Here is an 18,721-nt window from a genome sequence, read left to right as displayed (position 1 = left end):
CAGCTTCTGCCTCACCGCGCGGCGTACTCGTCCGGCGGTGCTCACAGTGAGGGATGAAGGACAGGGATGAACGGCAGATCGAGCAACCGGTTACGGACTCTCCGGCCTCGTGTCGCGTTGGCCTCGGCTGTGATCATGATCGCGGCTCTGCTGCAGGGTGTGGCCCAGCCAGCCCTCGCCGATGCCACCGGCAAGGGCCGCCCTGGCCTTCCCAGCGCGGAGAAGCCGGTGCCCGGAACGATCGCCAAGGTCAAACCACGCACCGTCATGAAGGGGCCGCCGACCCCCAAGGCCGCCCCTCGTGCCACATGGCCGAAAGCGGCATCAACAGTGGTCACGCTCCCCGCACCCGGTGCGAAGGCCGGGGCGTCGCCGGTACGGGCCCAGGGTCTGCCCCTTGCACTGGCCGCGGCCGCGGATACACGGCGAGGCGCAGAAGCCGCCCCTGACCACCTCGCGGTCAGCGTGGTGGGACGCAAGGCGGCGCATAACGTGGGCGTCGACGGTCTGCTGTTCACTCTGCAGCCGAAGGCAGACGAGGAGAAGGCGAAGCAAGCCGGACCGCGCCCGGTCCGAGCCCGCGTCGACTACTCCTCATTCGCCGGGGCATACGGTGGCAACTACGCCTTCCGGCTCACCCTGGTCGAGCTGCCCGCCTGCGCTCTGACCACCCCTGACCGGCAGCAGTGCCGCACCCCCAAGCCTGTCGAAACCGTCAACGACGCTGAGAAGCAGACCCTCACCAGCCCCGAGCTGGCCCTGCGCGCGGACGAGCCCACGGTGCTGGCGGCCGTGGCTGAAGAGGGCGGGGAGAAGGGCGATTACAAGGCCACTTCCCTCTCACCGTCGGCAGCGTGGAACACCAACCTCAATACCGGGGACTTCACCTGGTCGTACGGCATGTCCGTTCCGGAGGTGCCGGGTGGCCTGTCGCCGACTGTGGGTCTTTCGTACTCCTCGGGTGCCGTCGACGGCCGTACCGCGAACACCAACAACCAGTCGTCATGGGTGGGCGACGGCTTCGACCTCTGGCCGGGCTTCATCGAGCGCCGCTACAAGCCGTGTGCGGACGACGGAGTGAAGAACGCGGATGGCAGCAAGCCAGGCGACCTGTGCTGGGCCTACGACAACGCCTTCATGTCCTTCAACGGCAAGGGCGGGGAACTGGTACCGAACGGGACCGATTCCTGGAAGCTGAAGAGCGACGACGGTACGAAGATCGACCGGCTCCACGGTTCGGACACCAACGTACGCGACAACGGCGCGCGGAATGACGAGTACTGGCGAGTCACCACGCCCGAGGGGACCCGTTACTACTTCGGCTACAACCGGCTGCCGGGATGGGCCGACGGCAAGGAAACCACCGACTCCACCTGGACGGCTCCTGTCTTCGGGAACGGCTCCGGCGAACCGTGTCATGGGGCGACTTTCGCCGACTCCTGGTGTCAACAGGCATGGCGATGGAACCTCGACTACGTCGTCGACCCGCATGGGAACGCCATCGCCTATTACTACGACAAGGAGACCAACTCCTACGGCCGGAACCTCAAAGCCAAGGACAACACGCGCTATGTCCGAGGCGGCGAGCTGGACCGGATCGAATACGGACTGCGGTCGTCGTCGATGTACGGCACCAAGGCGTTGGCAAAGGTCGACTTTACCAGCAGCGAGCGCTGCCTGCCCGACGCGCAGACGGATTGCGCATCCATCGACAAGGATGTCTTCTATTGGTACGACACCCCCTGGGACCTGAACTGCACAGCGGATGAGGACTGCGACGAGGGTCGCCTCTCCCCGGTGTTCTTCACCCGCAAGCGCCTGACGCAGATCACCACGCAGGTCCTTGACGCCGGCGCGTATCAGAGCGTCGACTCATGGAAGCTGGCCCACCGGTGGGGCAAAGCCGACACCGACTACCAGCTGGAACTCGAGTCCGTCCAGCGCACCGGACACAGCGCTGACCCGGCCATCACCCTGCCGAAGACCACATTCGCCTACACCCAGCTGGCCAACCGACTCGACAAGACCGGTGATGGCTACGCACCCTTCATCAAGGACCGCCTCTCGACCGTCGCCGACGAATCCGGTGGCCAGATCGACGTCGACTACTCCGCGGATGCCTGCGAGTGGGACGCCTTGCCGACCCCGCAGACCAACACCACCCGGTGCTTCCCGCAGTACATCGGTGGCAGCACGAGCGACGACCCCGAGCGGCAGTGGTTCAACAAGTACGTGGTCACCTCCGTGACCACCACCGACCGCACGGGCGGCGCACCTGACCAGGTCACCGCCTACGACTACAAGGGCGGCGCCGCCTGGCACTTCGACGATGACGACGGGCTGACCAAGGAGAAGTTCAAAACCTGGTCACAGTGGCGCGGCTACGGCCAGGTACGGGTGCAGACCGGCGGTCAGGGTGGGCCCGCGGCGATGAAATCGCAGCAGGACACGTACTTCCTGCGCGGCATGGACGGCGACCGCAAGGACACCAGCGGCGGCGCCAAGAGTGCCACCGTCACTCTGGAAGATGGCGAGGGTGACCCGATCACCGACCATCCCTCGGCGGCCGGGTTCATTTACAAGACCGTCAGTTACTCCGGTCCGGGCGGCAAGGTCCTGGCCAAGACGGTGAACCGTCCCTGGTACCACGAGACCGCCAAGAAGGTACGGGACTGGGGCACGGTCACCGCCAACTTCACTGGTACCGCCCATAGCAAAACCTTCACTTCCCTGGACGACGGAGCCGGAGGAAAGTGGCGGACCGTGTCGGGGGCCACCAGCTACGACACCGTGGCCGGCCGCGTCACCCAGGTCGACGACTTCGGCGACAACGACACCGCCGCCGACAACACATGCACCCGCACCACCTACGCCACCAACACCGACAAGAACATCCTCGCCCTCCCCGCACGGGTGGAGACGGTGGCCAAGGCATGTGACGCTGCCGTCAGCCGACCGGACGACGTCATCTCCGACACGCGCACGGCCTACGACAGCGGTGCCTACGGTTCGGCCCCGACCAGAGGAGATGCCACCGGGACGGCGGTGCTGAAGACGTACGACGGCACCACCGCGGTCTACACGGAGTCCGGGTCCTCCTACGACTCGTACGGACGCGCCCTGAGCAGCACCGACCTGACGGCCGACGTCACCGCCACCGCGGCGGGCGCGCTCCAGCGGACCGCCCGGACCGACGGCCGCACCACCACAACCGCCTATACCCCCGCCACGGGAATCCCCACTACCACGAAGGTGACGTCGCCACCCGCTAAGACAGGCGACGCGAGCACCGCACAGACAACCACCACCACGCGCGATGCGCTGCGCGGCCTGCCCCTGAAGCAGACCGACACCAACGACAGGACCACCAGCTACGCCTACGACGCACTGGGCCGCTCCACCAAGGTGTGGCTGGCGGACCGGCTCACCGGCCAGACCCCCACCTATGAGTTCACCTACACCGTCACCGAGAACCGGCCCGTTGCCGTCGGCACCAAGACACTGGGCAACAACGGCGCGCAGCGCACCTCCTACACCCTCTACGACGGCCTCCTGCGCGAGCGGCAGGCACAAGCCCCCGGCCCGGACGGCGGTCGACTGCTGACGGACGTCTTCTACGACGAACGCGGCCTGAAGTCCAAGGACTTCGCCACGTACTACGCCGACGGCAAACCGGCCTTCACACTCTTCAAGCCCGAGGACGCGCTGAGCGTCGAGACGCAGAACCGCTACACCTACGACGGCCTGGGCCGACAGACCGAGACACGGCAGATCGCCGGAAACGGCGACGGCGGCAGCGTCCTGGGCGTGACCAAGACCATCTACGGCGGCGATCGCACCACTGTCATCCCACCCGTAGGCGGCACAGCCACCACCACCCTCACCGACGCCCGCGGCCAGACCACCGAACTGCGCCAGCACCACCAGCGCACCGCCGACGCCGCCTACGACACCACCACCTACACCTACACACCCCGCGGCGAGCTCAAGAAGGTCACCGACCCCGCAAAGAACAGTTGGACCTACGCCTATGACCTGCTCGGTCGCCTCACCAAAGCCACTGATCCCGACAAAGGCACCAGCACGAGTGTCTACGACGACCGTGGCCAGTTGACTTCCACTACGGACGCGCGTGATACCACCCTGGCCTATGTCTACGACGGCCTCGGCCGCCGGACGGAACTCCACAAGAACTCACGCAGCGGTGAGCTGCGGGCGAAGTGGGTGTACGACACCGTCCGCGAAGCCAAGGGCTACCTGGCTGAATCCACCCGCTACCAGGGAAGTCAGGCCTACACATCCAAGGTCGTCGCCTACGACCGCCTCTACCGCCCGCTTCGCTCCTCCGTCACCATCCCTGCCTCCGAAGGAGCACTACAGGGGACCTATCTGTCCACGACCTCCTACAAGGTCTCCGGCCTCGTCGAAGGCACTGGCTACCCCAAGGCCGGAGCGCTGCCGGCAACGACGGTCGTCTTCACCTATGAAGATGAAACCCTGCGCCCCGTCGCGATCGACGGCAGCGAGGGCCTGAAGTCGACCGTCAACTACAGCCTCACCGGCAAACCACTGCAATACGAGTTGTCGAACAACGGCAGCAAGAAGACCTGGACCACCAACACCTATGAGTGGGGCACCCAGCGCCTTGCCACCGCCCGCGTCGACCGGCAGGACGTCGCAGGCGTCGATCAATTCAACAGCCTGCGCTACGACGAAGCAGGCAACGTCCTGTCCGTGTCGGACGTTTCCCGCTCCGGCACCGACAACCAGTGCTTCACCTACGACTACCTGCGGCGCCTGACCGAGGCATGGACCCAAGGCGACACCAACTGCGCCGCCGCCCCGAGCGGCGGCGTGCTGGGCGGTCCGGCCGCGTACTGGCACTCCTACACCTACGACCAGGTCGGCAATCGCCGTACAGAAACCCTCCACGACCCCACAGGTGACGCGAAGAAGGACACCAATCGCACCTACGGCTACCCCGAGCCGGGTGGCGCCCAGCCGCACGCCCTCACCTCCGTCGAGGCGACCGGCCCCAACGGCACCTCACGGGACTCCTTCGGGTACGACAAGGCCGGAAACACCACCACCCGCACTCTCGGCGGCGACACCGGGACGCTGGCATGGGACGTAGAGGGACACCTGGCCAAGGTGACCGAGCCGGTCGAGGGCGGCAGCGACAAGGTCACCGAATACGTCTACGACGCCGACGGCAACCGTCTGATAGGCCGCGGCCCCACCGAGACCACCCTCTACCTCGGCAATACCGAGATCACCCTGCCCAAGGGATCCACCACACCGAAGGCCACCCGCTACATCGACCTCGGCGGCGGCAACCAGGCCGTCCAGGAAAACGACGGCACCGTCTCCCTCACCCTCGCCGACCACCACGGCACCGCACAACTCGCCATCGACACCGCCACTCAGAAGCTCACCCAGCGCCGCACCCTGCCGTTCGGCGACGTACGAGGTACCCAGCCCACCGACTGGCCCGGCACCAAAGGCTTCGTCGGCGGAACCGACGACACCAAGACCACCGGCTTCACCCACCTGGGGGCCCGCGAGTACGACCCCACCACCGGGCGATTCCTCTCGGTCGACCCGGTCATGGAGCCGGGCGACACCCAGCAGATGCAGGGGTACGCGTACGCCAACAGCAACCCCCTCACCTTCAGCGACCCGACGGGACTCTGCGAAGACCCCGGGAACGGTCACTGCATGCCGACCAACGGTGGGAATGCAGGTCACGGTGCTCCACCCGAAAACCACTACCCCAGCGGTGGAAGCAGCGGAAGCAGTGACGCGGGTGCGGCCGCGAGGGCCGATTACCGCTGCGGCTACAACTGCCATAACGGCAAGCTCACCACCGGGTACGGCTCACGCGTCGATTACCTGGTTCAGGACCACATAACGAAGCGGGAGAATCTGCCCGATCCTTGGTGGCTCAAGGTAGCAAAAACCACCTTCAAGGAACTCAACCCGCTTGCCGCCGTAGGAACGTGCTACGCCACGTGGGACCTGGGGCCCTGCACCCAGGCTGCCATCGACATGACTGGCTACAACAAGGCCAAACTCATCGCTCGTGGCGCCAAAAAAGCGGTGGAGGAAGGAGCCGAGACCTGGAGGGGCCGCAATAAGGAACCAGCCGAGGAACCAGCAGGGCGAACATCAGAGACTCGATGCCACAGCTTTGTCCCAGGCACTGGAGTCCTCCTCGCCGACGGATCCACCAAACCCATCGAGGACATCAAGACCGGGGACAAGGTAAAAGTCACCGACCCCGACACCGGCAAGACCACGACACGCAAAGTCGCCGGCACCATCGTCACCGAAGACGACAAGAACTTCGTCGACCTCACCGTCACCAACAGCGCTGGTGAACCTTCAACGGGCCTCATAGCAACCACAACGCACCCCTTCTGGGTCCAGTCCCAGCACGCATGGGTCAAAGCCGGTGACCTCAGGCCGGGGATGACTCTGCGTACCTCGGATGGCCGCACCGTCACCGTCAAGCACGCCCGTCACTTCACGCAGCGCCAGCGCACCCACGACCTGACCGTCAGCGGCATCCACACGTACTATGTGCTCGCGGGCCAGACTCCGGTCCTGGTTCACAACAGCAACGGTTGTGCGACGCATGTGATCGGAAAGGGAGACGACCCCCTCGTTCCCGAACTGGTTGACGACATCAACGCACGCTATCCGGGGCATGTCCGAGCACAGGGAGTCGATATCGTCGGCGCAGACGGGCAAGCGCTCACGGATTTCGACATCGTGACCAGGAACGCCGTGGTTCAGGTCAAGACGGGTTCGGGTAAGGGTGCGCTGAAGCAGGCTTTGAGGACTCAGAGCCTGACGGACTATCCGGTCATTGTTTACCTCCCGCAGGGGCGAGGAAGCGTGATCAAGAGCCTTGAGCAAGCTGGCATTATGGTCACTCGAGACAAGAATGATCTGTTGGATGTCTTGGCTCCATAGTCCAAGACTCGGCATGAGCGCCCGTCACGACAGGAAGATCCATGCGGCCTACTATCGTTCTTCTCAGTCCTCCAGGGGATCATCAGCGCATCCTGGCCCGCCTGCAGCAGGTTGGCGCCTACAGTGAAGGTGAAACCTTCGATCGGCTGGATCGAGGAGCATGTAGATTCGGCGTAGACGCATCCGGGGACGTCCTCGATGAGTTCGATGAAGAAGAAGTGGGTGAGATTCGTCAGAAGATCGGCGAGTTCCAGGCGATCACACTTGAATATTCCGGAGTATCTTGCATTCGTGATCTTCTGGGTGAAGTGATCGATGGGCTGTCAGGAATGCTCGATACGAATTATGGTGAACTCATCGAATATAGAGAGGTTCTAGCGCGGTTTCGGAGGGAACCTCTGTGGGATTGGCGATTCGCGGCAGGCGAATAGTCTCCGCAGGTGGGCGCGGGAAATTGCGAGAGAGGGCGGATTAATGACCTGCCCCCTCTTCCTGTGGCTCGCGACCTTGTTTTCACTCGCCACGCCGTGGTTGCCCCGAGCACCTCACGTGCTCCTGCACGACCGGCGCAACATAGCACCTGGCCTTCGAGGTCTGCTTTGCCGATGTCCGGCTCGACGGACCACACGAACTGCGGGCCCTCGGCCGTGGCATGCGCCCTGACTGGGCCACCATCCTCTCAGCTCTGGACACCACCCGCACTTCAGGGGTTGTGGAGAGCAGCGTTATGAGAATGAATCTGTTGAAGAGGCAGATGTACAGCCGGGCCAACTTCGACCTCTTGCCTCTTGCGGCGACGCATACTCCATTCGCCCTGATCACCTAGCGAACCCCCAAATCAGCGACAGAGCCCGGCAAGTGAGACTGAACCGCTTTTCAGACGTCGCCGACGGACTAGGACTTGTCCGGTCGATCAGATGCCAAGTCAGATCACGAAGGCCGCAGCGAGTCCGTGCCCTGACGTCCGCTCCGCAACGCGATCATTCTGCGGGGCCAATGTCATTGCAGGTCACTACAGTTGCTCCGCCGACCGTGACCATGCGGCCGGATCCGTTCTCGAAGGAGTTCCTACATGCGTATACGAAGACGTGCGGCAGGTGTCGCTCTGGTCCTGGCGGCCGCGTCGTTCAACCTGCTCGGTGCCCCCGGCACGGCAGCGGCACAGACCCAGGGCGGCACTGTCCTGCCGGTGCGGTCCCACTGGCAGACCCTCGCCGACAGCCGCCATGTGTACGTGAGCGCGCCCGGCGACGACGCGGTGCTGGCCACCGACCACGATGGCCAGGTCGTGAAGAAGGTGGAAGGTCTCGACGGGGCGCGGGGCATGGCCGAGTCGGCCGACGAGTCCACCCTGTACGTGGCGCTCACGGATGCTGACGCGATCTCCGTCATCGACACCACGACCTTGACCGAGACGCGCCGCATCTCAATCGGGGCCGACACCGAACCGGAGAGCCTCGCCCTCGCTGGCAACCGGCTGTTCTTCAGCTACCAGGCCACCATCTTCGACGCCGGCATCGGATCGGTCGCCATCGCCGAGGCGACCCCGACCGTCCGGCTGGACGACAACCCCGTCTGGTATTTCAAGCCGCGACTCGCCTCGTCGCCGGGTGCGCCGGACCGGCTCGTGGCCGCGGAGAGCCAGAGCGCGCAGGGCATGCGTGTGTACGACGTGGGCTCTGGCACGCTTCGGGAGACCGCTTACAGCGACGCGCTCGGCGCTGTCGAGGACATGGTGGTGACGCCGGATGGCAGCAGTGTGATCACCGCGATCGGCTCCAACTACTACCACCAGCGCTGGCGCCTGTCGGACCTGACGCAGGAGGCCCAGTACGACACCGGCCCCTACCCCAACTCCGTCGCTGTCGACTCCCACGGCACGGTCGCCGCGGGGATCGTGGCGGGAGGGCAGTGGGACGCCTACGTCTACCGCCCGGGAGAGACCACGGCATACCGCACGGTCGCGTTGTCGCCGGGGTACGCGGATCTGCTCGACCGAGGCGTGGCCTGGGCGCCCGACGGCAACAGGCTGTTCACCACCCGCTTCCCCTACTCGCACGAGGTCGTTCTCGACATCGTCACCGATGTCGCCAAGGCATCCAGCACGATCAATCTGTCCGCCCCGCCGACGAACCCCGTCGGCACACCGGTCACCGTGACGGGGAAACTGACCTCGCTGGTCCCCTTTCCTGAGCACAGAGCGGTCACGGTGACACGCGACGGCGTGGAGCTGCCGGATGCGAAGGTCGGACGGGACGGCACCTTCAGCTTCAGTGACACCCCGCCCGACTGGAACACCTATCCCCAGTACACGGTCACCTACGCGGGCGACGCCCGGCATGTGCTCGGCACGGCGACTGTCATGGTCGAATTCGTCGGCTGACCAGGCCGGACACCCCCGCTGGAACTCAACCCGCTGAATATGCCGCACACCGTGCGGATCGAGGCCGGGCGGCGGCGCATGGGACGTGTCCCGGGCGGTCAGGTTCGGAGCCGGGTAGTGAGTGCTGCGGCGGTGACGGTGCCGAGGAAGAGGTGGCCGCGCTTGTTGTAGCGGGTGGTGACGGCTTTGGCGTGCTTAAGCCGGTTGATGGGTCGCTCGACAGTGTTCCGTTCCTCGTAGCGCTCGTCGTCGAAGCCTGGCGGCCGTCCGCCGCGTGAGCCTTTTCGTAGGCGGGTGGCCGCGACCGTCGGTATTTTTTAGGATGGCTGATCCAGAACAGGCACGCGAAGATGCTGGGTAAGTCCCCGTTGACACCGCTGCACTATCTGCCGTCCAAGGCGCGCAGAGCACCCGGCCAAGATCCGGACAATAGCCTGGACCTGGTCAGCCGCAAGCCGGGCAACCGTAAGGCGGTATGCGGGCGCGGGTTCCGTAAGCACAACGACACCGCCAAGGTCATGACCCCCAACGGTAATCCCGACGCGATCTCGTGTGACGAGTTCCCGTTCGCGGCGACGTATGAGTCTCCCGGATTTCCGGCGGCCAGCGGCGGTCTGAACCCGGCCCAGAACTCCGACTACGCCTGTCTGGAGTGCGTGCAGACGATGGTGACGAAGGGCGACGGAACTCGTGAGCACCTGTACAACGACACCACCTACGACGATCCCACGTGGCCCGCGCTGTGCGGCCGGTCGTCGATGTCGACCTACATCAACACCCAGTCGATGCAGCTATTCGGCATAAGCTCCGCCAAGCAGTTCTGGCTGCTGGACAAAGATGAGTACTGGGTCGACCCGGCCAATGGCCGCTTCGCGGACTGCGACCCGTCCAAGGACGAGATCAAGTGCAAGATGAAGTGACCGGTCGCTGCACCGTGCGGGTTCGGATGGCCTGACCTGTGCGGTGCGGCAACGCGGGGCACGCCCACCTGGTGGACATCAGGTAGGCGTGCCCCTCTTTCCCCTCGCCTACGTCAATGGAGGACACGATGAGCGACGTTCTGCCCGCCTGGACCGCCATCACCGACTGGCTGGCGGTGCACGCGCCCGCCTCGCACGCCACCTTACGGCCGGGCGCTGCCGTGGCCGAGGTTCGTTCCACCGAGGACGAGCTGGGGCTGAGTCTGCCCGCCGACCTGGCCACGCTGCTGATGGTGTGTGACGGAACGGTCGATGCTTCAGCCCATGTCCGTGACCCTGACGAGTACGATCCGGGCCTGTTCCTCGCCCAGCACCATCTGCTGCCGCTTGAGGAGATCGCGCATGTCCGGGGCCGGGGAGGGAACACCGACCCGTTCTGGGGCTGTTGGGTTCCGTTCGCCGTCACCGACTACTCCCTGCCCCCGTGGGGCGGCCTGGCAATCGACGTCGAAGGCCGCCTCGCCACCTTCAACCAGGACGGCGGTGAGCCGCCGTCAACGCCGCTCACCTCCCCTGGGTACGGATCCCTCAGCGAGTTCCTGGACACCGTTGCTGAAGCCCTCACTCAAGGCACCGGCCCGTTGATGGCCGAGGCCACACCCGGGTTTCACCGGGGCGCACTGGTATGGGGGCCGTTGCCGGGCGAGGGCGCTCCATGGACCTCGGCGCACCCGGAGGACGGCTCCACAGCCTGAGGGCAGCGCGATACGGCCATGAGGCAGACCGGGGAGCAAATAGCGAGCGGTTGTCAGTCATCCCTGTCCAGCGATGACGCGCAGCACGTGCAGCGGGCCCCTGGCACCGATCATCCATGGTAGGACCGATTTGCCGTTGGTACACACACAAATTGATTGGGAGACGGCATCGAAGCTGTCGGCGAAGTAGCCGCCGCGGTCACGGATGATGACCTGATCGACTTGGCATGCTCGCCAAAGTCTATGAGGTAGTTGCGTGCCTGCGGCGTGTGCGGTGGAGAGGTTGGTCCTGTGCTGGGTGTGGCTCCGGGCGTATACTGCACATATGCGACGCCCGGTCACGATGCCAGATCCCAGGCACCTCGGGACGCAGAGGCCGAGAAGGGTGGACTCCTTTACTCGGCTGATTGTGCGTCAGCGTGACCTGGGAGAACGGACCGGAGCAAGCCGCTCTGCCTCGACGCAACTGGGGGTCAAGGGGTCGCAGGTTCAAATCCTGTCGTCCCGACCAGCGTCATCGCAGGTCGGAGGCCGTTTCCGCGGGTAGCGGAAGCGGTCTTAACCGTTTCCCGACTGGGAGCAATGGGGAGCCCTCTGGGAGCCCTCGTGCTCCCAACTCGCAGACGTGTCAACGGTGCCCGATTCGTCCGTGCCCCGATCCGGTAGACCTACAGCGCCGTATCGCGCCCCCACGCACCGTCGTCAACCGTAGGCCCCTGAGGTCACCCCATCGATCCGGATGCTCTCTGCATCGAGAGGCATAAGAACCCCTTGTCGGCTCTCGACCCCCTTTCGGGGTGGGAGCACGAACTCGTGCTCCCCATGCGACGGGGGGAAGCTGTGGGCTGAGGGCCTCGGTAGGCGTGTTTCCGCAGGCAGTCGGTGCTCGGGTGTCCCGGCCGCAAGGTGCCTGCCGCGTCACAACGAGGTAATGCCCCTTGGCGTCCGCCGGCAGACGGGTCACTCCCAGGACAGTTGGCAGGTGCCCTCGCCGTCAGAAAAAGTGTGCCAAGCGACTGCTGGGCTGGCCGCAGAGGGTCTCCAGAAAGGGGCAAGGCTCCGGCCGCGGGCAGCTTCCCGAGCACGGTGCGGTGCAATACGGCCCACGCCAAGGCCTACGCCGCCCTGGGCCACCGCTACGCCCGCCGCCTCAGCAGCCCACGCCAGCCGGCGTGGCAACCGACGCGGCCCTCGGCATCACCCGCCCCGTCCGAATCGAGAAGCGCGACCTCACGCAGCGGACGCTGTCCCACGCCGTCGCATGAACGGTGACCCGCTTCTGCTACTCCGCAGGCGGCGGAATAGGCCGCCACATAGCGCAGCCACCGGCGCCACCGCATCGGCAGCGGCCGCAGTTCTGTCTCCTCCTAACCGTCCGTGGCGGAAGGCTGGAGTTCGTAGGCCCCGTAACGCAGCATCGCGGAGAGGACGTCAGCCCGGCGTCTGGCAAGGCAGAGCAGGACCTGGGCGTGGTGCTTGCCCTGGCGATCTTTCTGTCGTAGTAGGTCCGCGATGCCGGGTTGCCCGGGGTGGCAAACGAGGAGAGGAAGAAGGACCGCTTGAGCCGCTTGTTTCCCCGTCGGCAGGGTAGTTCGCCGCGGATCGAACTCCGGGTCGCCGGGGCGAGACTTGAGAGGGGACGCTAGGCGGTCACCGTCCACGGGAAGTTCGGCAGGTTCGCTGCGAACCACCCGTCAGCCAGTTCCAGCACCCGGTCAATATGCGCGGCATCGAAATACTCGGAGCCCATCACCGGGCGGATGCCCTGGCTGGCCACGCAGTCCAGGACATGCCGCTCGACATCGTGAGCTGCGCCGACGGGCAGGTCGGTTATGAGCCTGCGGACTTGACCCAGACCGTGCTGGACGCGGTGGGTATCAAGCCGCCCTCGTCCGTCACCCGAGGAGATTCCGGGCTTCACCATGACCTCGTCGGTCACCACGTAGTACACGGTTGGTTCGGGGCGAACGCCCGCTCCCCTGCAGCGGGCGCACAGCAACTCGCGCTTCAACCCAGTGTTGATGCCCACCGAGGTCAGGTGCCCGGCAACGCAGCACAGGCGCACAGTCTGAGCGATGCGGTCCGACATGGCGTCAAGAATCATCACGTCCTGCTCGCGGGCGCAGCGCCTGAATTCAACGAGCTTGGGCGTCTGGGAGATGCCGCGACACGTAACGCAGGGGTCGTCGGCGCCGTCGAAACCCGTCGTGAATCCGTAGGTACTCCCCGGCACGCGCCCGGGAGTACGCGGATTCATCGCGGTGATCGTGAACTCATGCCCATGCAGGCAGCGAACCTCCGCAGCCGGGTACCCGTTAGGGGATGAAGCGTCGGCCAGGATTCGGAGATCGGTCTCGATGGCGTAGGCAGCGAACGATGCACGGGCGGCTTCCTCCCATCGCTTCCGAGTGCAGTGCTCGCACTCCTCAAGTGCCTTGGGGAAAGCCCCCAGGGTCGTCATTCCCGTCGCCATGAGGAACGCGCTCCCCGCGGGTGCCTGGATGATCGTGCTGCCGAGCTTGGGGTGCAGCGCGGTCACGGGGGTTACCTGAGTCGAATGTCCCGCGTCGCAGGACAGTGTCACGTGGTCCAGGATGCCGCTCAGCTTGCTCCGTACCGTCCAGCCCTGTTCGTAGGCCCGCGTGGCGAGGAGCGCCATGACGGCCGCCTCGGCACGGGCGAGCAGCCGGGCAGAGCGTAACGCGTCCTCCGGCGAAGGCGCGGCGGTCCGTGTATCGTCACTCATGTCGTCCCCTCATCTCCACAGGCGCGTCGGCTGCGCGAGCGCTTGGACGAGGTCGAGGGTCGCATGGCGCACTGACATTTAGCTTTGTCCGTAGCCCTCCGGGATCTTCGGGGGCTGCGTAGGGTGCGTCGGGTCCGGTTCTTCCGGCACGGCTGGATCACTGACCGAAGCGTCTGCTTGCGGGTGACTTCTCAACGCTGATCGACTGGTTGAACCTCCCGAGGCACGTGCGTCCCTGTTGGGAACTCGTGGCCGCGGTAAGCGCGGACCGCTGCTACCGAATGTCCGGTCAGCACGACCCTGCGGAACACTGCGGGTGCCGATAAATCATCCACACAGCTCAGGCGGCGTGCTGGTACTCGTGGAGGGTTCCGCTGAGTCGGTCTCGTCTGTGGACTTCCAGGTGGGCGAGTTGGGCTTGTTGGGTGATGGGTGTGGGTAGCGGGCGGCGGGGGCGGCTTGCTTCAGAGCCCTGTGCGGGCGGTGCTCGTTGTAGAAGGATTCGTACTCGCGCAGGGTGTGGAGAAGGTGGCTCTGGTTCCAGATCAAGGTCCGGTCCAGCAGTTCCCTGCGGCAGCTCTGTATCCAGTGCTCCATGAGGGAGTTCATCCGCGGTATCCGAATGCCGGTGGTGACGACCTTGAGACCGGCATCGGTCATCAGGGTGTCGAAGGCGGCTGTGAACTTGGAATCCCGGTCGCGGATCAGGAACTGTGCCCTGCTGCCCGCGTCTTCGAGGTCCATGAGGAGGTTGCGTCCCAGTTGCGGGATCCAGTCCGCGGTGGGGTGTGCGGCGACTGAAGGGTGTCAATATTCCGATCAGGCTGCTGAACTGGGCGTTTCGTGTGGATGGTGAGGCGGCCTGGGTGACGTGGTGTGGTACTCGTTGAGCAGGCCGCCAAGTACTCGGTGGCGCCTGACCGTGGCAGCGGGTAGGGGGATGACGTTCGGGTCGTCGTCAGGTGCTCGTAGGCCGAGGCTGCGGTGGGCCCTCCCCGCGTTGTCATGCTTGGCGTACGTGGTGAGGACGGTGCGCAGGTGTCGTTCGCCGGTGATCAGGAGTCGGTCAGTGCACTCGGTACGGGCTGTGCGTATCCATCGTTCGGCGAACGCGTTGGATCGTGGGCAATGAGGCGGAGTTGGGATGACGGCTGTGCCGTTGCCGGCGAAGACGGCGTCGAATGCAGCGGTGAACTTGCTGTCCCGGTCACGGATGAGGAACCGGAAGCACCCATCCCTGTCTCCGAGGTCCATGAGCAGATTGCGGGCGAGTTGGGTGACCCATGCACCGGTCGGGCGGGCGGTGACGCCCAGAACATGGACGTGCCGGGTGGCAATCTCCATGACGAAGAACACGTAGAGACGCTTGAGGAAGACAGCTCCCACGTGCATGAAGTCGCAGGCCAGCAGCGTGTGGGCCTGGGAGTGAAGGAAGGAGCGCCAGGTCTGCTGGGATGCGCGTTGCGGTGCGGGCGGCAGGCCGGAGCGGCGCAGAACGCGCCGGATCGTCGCGGTGGCGACCCGATGGCCAAGCCGTCGCAGTTCGCCTTGGATTCTGACGTATCCCCAGGTGGGGTTCTCTCTCGCCAGGCGCTGGATGAGCGCGACTGTCTCTTCCGGTAACGGTGGCCGACCGGATCTGACCGCCGTCTGGCGCCACTTCCAGCGCACGAGACGGCGGTGTCAGATCAGCAGCGTGCCCGGGGTGACTAGCCGATGGCGACGTAAGACGGGTGGCAGGTGCTTGGCGAGAGCGGTGAGCACGGCACGATCAGCCCATGAGAGCCGCGGCCGCTGGACCTGCCGGCGAAGCACAGCGACCTCATGACGAAGGGCGGCGTTCTTCGCGGCGGTCGAGCGGCCCACCAGGAGGAGGCAGCTCAGTAGTCGGCAGAAGATCAGGTAGAGCAGTCGCAGACCCACGATCACTGATCATGCCCATACTCGGGCGGTCGCAAAGCCCCAGGCCAACCATAGTAGGGCAATAAAGACACCCTTCACGGGCAACGGCCATCACTATGGACGCGCACGGGCATGTTGACGACGCCGACAGTGCAGGTCGATGCGGTCACCTTCACCCCCAGCGCGAGCAGTTCGCCGTGCAGACGCCTGTACCCCCAGTCCGGATTCTCCCTCGCCAGACGCAGCACCAGAATCCGGATGGAGCGCACGGTACGAGGTCGACCAGGTCACTTGGGTCGAGATAAGGCTGCATGGCAGCGTGTGACGAGGCCACGATGCCAGCGCAGCACCGTGTCAGGACGCACGAGCAGCCGCGCGCGCCGCAGGGCGGGCAACGGCAGCCGGTGCAGCAGCGCTGCCAGGAAGGCTCGATCGCTCGGGTTGAACCGGACTTTTTCCTTGCCGAGTTGGCGTTCGAGCACCGTGATCTGATGTCGGAGGGCCAGGATCTCCGCATCCTTGTCCCGATCGCTCATCGGCAGCAGACGCAACACCGCGAACGCGTTCGTCATACTCAGGTAGGCCAGTCGCATTAGCACGATGGATCATCATGATGCGTGCCCCACCGACTACGCGAGAGCGCCGACTCGAGCGACCGAGGTCGGTGACTGTGGGGTGTGGTGCAGGCCTCCGACCAGGACGGATGACATTCTCGGCAAGCGCAGCGCTGCGAGCGATGCGACAACATCATCGGCATGGGGTGCCCCTGCCCTCCTGATGGCAGCGTGTGATGGGGATCTTTGAAAACGACCAGGTGTACTCCTCGCCCCACTTGATCCCGTTCTCAACGGATTAGGGAAGTTCGGTGAGCGGTACGCGTCGAAGGGCCGGGGCAGGCGCGCGCCGGGGGCGCACAGCACCAGCCCCCCCCGCCGCCCAGGCGCCCTTCAATCAGGATTCGAAGGCCAAAACGGTCCTTCATGCTCCTGGACCCCGCTGCAACCGCAGATCTCGGAGCCGTGTCTCCCTCGGCATGACAGCCAACCGACGGCCGCGCCCAACCTCGAATGATCGGCAGCTGCGGCTCCGGAGGGTCAGCCGGGCCCTCGAGCAGCCGCGACCGACCCCGGATGATCGGGAGCTACGACTATGGAGGGTCGGCCGGGCCTTAGCCGTCACCTTCGTCGCCGCGGTCCTAGTGGCCGGCGGCGTCTTCTATAGCTTGGTAGCCCTGCTGGACTTCCAGGAGATCGACACCACCGCGAAGCTCGACGCCAAAACGCTCTTCGACCTGGTGAAGCTTTCCTTCGGGGTCGTCGCCGGGGCTGGCGCGCTCGTTGCCCTGGTCGTCGCCTACCGCCGCCAGCGCGTCGATGAGGTCGGTGCCCACCGCGAAGCCACCCGGCTCCACACCGAACGCTTCGGCCAAGCCGTCGAGCAACTCGGCTCGGATTCCCCGGCCGTCCGACTCGGTGGCGTCCACGCCCTTGCCGGTCTCGCCGACGACGCTCCCACACGAGACCTGCGCCAAACATGCATCGACGTCATCTGTGCCTACCTGCGGCTGCCCTTCCCTCCTGATCCGGGCGACTTGCCCGACCCCTTGCCCGATGGCACCTCGCCCAGCCAGGAGCGGCGCGCTGCCCACCGGGATGAGAGAGACCGATACCACTCGGTACGTGAGGTCAGGCATGCGATTCTGCGTCTGATCGGAGACCACTACCGCATCCCCGAGGGGATGCACCGCTCCTGGCAGGGCTGCAATCTCGACCTCAATGGCATCACCATCGACGGTGACCTGGACTTGTCCGGCGCCAAGTTCTCCGGCTGCCGGGTGTTCTTCGACCGCGCCGTCTTCTCCGCGGGCAAAGTGTCCTTCCGCGGAGCCGTCTTCTCCGGCCTGTTCTCCAGAGACAGAGTGACCATCACTGGCGGCGGCATGGCGTACGTCGACGGCGTCATCTCCGGCTGCCGGGTGTCCTTCGATGGCGCCACCTTCTCCGGCAGCGAGGTGTCCTTCCGCGGAGCCGTCTTCTCCGGCGGGGTCTCCTTCGACGGCGTCACCTTCTCAGGCAACACGGTTGACTTCCGTGGGGCGAGGGGGACAGTTCCGAGGGGTCTTCTCGCCGCAGTCAACGCTCCCTCTGCTGAGGGCGCCCTCCTCGACTCAGATTGGCTGTCCGTAAATCCATAACAGCAGTGGGGGCTAAAACGGTCGTCTACGCCCCCGCACGGCGATCCAATGAGCAGAGACGCCGAAACCGGGCATGTCGGCATACCAGGAAATCGGTCCACTCCGCAGTTTCACCTCCCCGTTCAGCCCCTCCCGCGATGGAGTCCGTTCCACGCCGGGCGGGCGGGGAGGAGAAGGCCAGTTCAGCCCTGTGTGTCGACGAAGCTTCGTTCCTACTCGATCGCCGGATCGTCCGAAGGACGTGGCTCTTCGGCAGGGCGCATCTCCTCCAACCGCCTGGACGGCCCTGGTCCTGGCTGGCTATCGGGCGGCCCCTCCCTTGAGGCGGCCGTCCGTCGGCCAGCGCCGGTCTGCCCGGGGAATCAAGCTGAGCAACTCTGCGACGATACAGATCGAGGGGTGGGGAGATTCAGATATCGCCATCAGCGTGCCCAAGGCGTACCCGGAGAGAGGGCGTGTTCGGCAGGAGTGGCGGCGGTTCCCCGGCAACGCCATCTTGATCAAACAGAGTGTAAGGTGCACGTTCCAGGCGCCTGCGATCACATGACAGAAGACGAGGTGCGGCCCCCGAAGTGGGGTTGGATTCTCGATCCGTCCCCCGGAGATTGGGACCGTATCAGCGAAGGCAGCCCAGCCGTTGCCACTGGGGGAACGCGCAGTTGCGGGCGACGAGCCGGTGCATGACGTGCATGGGGACTCTCGGCAGCTGATGATCTGCGGGGCTTGCTGTGCTGTCGGGTAGCTGACCATAGGGCCGATGGCTTGCCGTCGGCCCTCCTTCGTTTCGTGGTTCTGGGCACGCCGGATGCGGCGCGACTCGGTTCGACAGCAAAACGACTGGGT

General features: G+C 65.3%; 9 protein-coding genes and 4 pseudogenes. 7 read left to right on the top strand and 6 right to left on the bottom strand.

Annotation, left to right across the window (positions count from 1 at the left end):
- The first annotated feature begins 66 nt into the window (after positions 1 to 66).
- The 3 genes from ACJX2R_RS12200 (at position 67) to ACJX2R_RS12190 (ending at position 9,361) form a co-directional block, all read left to right on the top strand.
- Positions 67 to 6,978 carry a polymorphic toxin-type HINT domain-containing protein gene (locus ACJX2R_RS12200; RefSeq protein WP_413100109.1) on the top strand — a complete coding sequence of 2,304 codons (6,912 nt, stop codon included), beginning with the start codon at positions 67 to 69 and terminating at the stop codon, positions 6,976 to 6,978.
- Positions 6,979 to 7,019: 41 nt separating this feature from the next.
- Entirely contained in the window at positions 7,020 to 7,409 is a 390-nt protein-coding gene (locus ACJX2R_RS12195) for a hypothetical protein (RefSeq protein WP_413100108.1), read from the top strand.
- Positions 7,410 to 8,050: 641 nt separating this feature from the next.
- A complete protein-coding gene (locus ACJX2R_RS12190; protein WP_413100107.1) occupies positions 8,051 to 9,361 on the top strand; it encodes a hypothetical protein in 1,311 nt (436 codons plus the stop codon).
- 193 nt (positions 9,362 to 9,554) lie between these two features.
- Here ACJX2R_RS12190 and ACJX2R_RS12185 read toward each other — a convergent pair.
- Positions 9,555 to 9,654: pseudogene (locus tag ACJX2R_RS12185) on the bottom strand (IS5/IS1182 family transposase); the annotation flags it as partial.
- Positions 9,655 to 9,711: 57 nt separating this feature from the next.
- Between ACJX2R_RS12185 and ACJX2R_RS12180 the strand changes: the two are divergent.
- The 3 genes and pseudogenes from ACJX2R_RS12180 to ACJX2R_RS12170 form a co-directional block, all read left to right on the top strand.
- Entirely contained in the window at positions 9,712 to 10,281 is a 570-nt protein-coding gene (locus tag ACJX2R_RS12180; RefSeq protein ID WP_413100106.1) for a hypothetical protein, read from the top strand.
- 128 nt (positions 10,282 to 10,409) lie between these two features.
- A complete protein-coding gene (locus ACJX2R_RS12175; RefSeq protein WP_413100105.1) occupies positions 10,410 to 11,036 on the top strand; it encodes a hypothetical protein in 627 nt (208 codons plus the stop codon).
- A gap of 1,062 nt (positions 11,037 to 12,098) precedes the next feature.
- Positions 12,099 to 12,298, top strand: a pseudogene (locus ACJX2R_RS12170) (DNA helicase); the annotation flags it as partial.
- Positions 12,299 to 12,678: 380 nt separating this feature from the next.
- On the opposite strand, the gene ACJX2R_RS12165 reads toward ACJX2R_RS12170, so the two are convergent.
- The 5 genes and pseudogenes from ACJX2R_RS12165 to ACJX2R_RS12145 form a co-directional block, all read right to left on the bottom strand.
- Complete coding sequence (locus ACJX2R_RS12165; RefSeq protein ID WP_413100104.1) at positions 12,679 to 13,782, bottom strand: hypothetical protein; 1,104 nt, start codon at positions 13,780 to 13,782, stop codon at positions 12,679 to 12,681.
- A gap of 340 nt (positions 13,783 to 14,122) precedes the next feature.
- Positions 14,123 to 14,574 (bottom strand): annotated as a pseudogene (locus tag ACJX2R_RS12160) (integrase core domain-containing protein); the annotation flags it as partial.
- A 27-nt stretch (positions 14,575 to 14,601) separates the two neighbouring features.
- Entirely contained in the window at positions 14,602 to 15,453 is an 852-nt protein-coding gene (locus ACJX2R_RS12155) for an integrase core domain-containing protein (protein ID WP_413100103.1), read from the bottom strand.
- 12 nt (positions 15,454 to 15,465) lie between these two features.
- Positions 15,466 to 15,705, bottom strand: coding sequence for an integrase (locus tag ACJX2R_RS12150; RefSeq protein WP_413100102.1), 240 nt, complete (start codon positions 15,703 to 15,705; stop codon positions 15,466 to 15,468).
- 134 nt (positions 15,706 to 15,839) lie between these two features.
- Positions 15,840 to 16,283 (bottom strand): annotated as a pseudogene (locus ACJX2R_RS12145) (helix-turn-helix domain-containing protein); the annotation flags it as partial.
- A 434-nt stretch (positions 16,284 to 16,717) separates the two neighbouring features.
- Here ACJX2R_RS12145 and ACJX2R_RS12140 point away from each other — a divergent pair.
- On the top strand, positions 16,718 to 17,878 hold the full coding sequence (locus ACJX2R_RS12140) for a pentapeptide repeat-containing protein (protein WP_413100101.1): 1,161 nt from the start codon (positions 16,718 to 16,720) through the stop codon (positions 17,876 to 17,878).
- Positions 17,879 to 18,721: the final 843 nt, after the last annotated feature.

Origin of the sequence: Streptomyces sp. Inha503 (assembly GCF_047215865.1) — a bacterium.
GTDB lineage: Bacteria > Actinomycetota > Actinomycetes > Streptomycetales > Streptomycetaceae > Streptomyces > Streptomyces lycopersici.
This window is presented reverse-complemented; position numbering and strand designations above follow the sequence as displayed.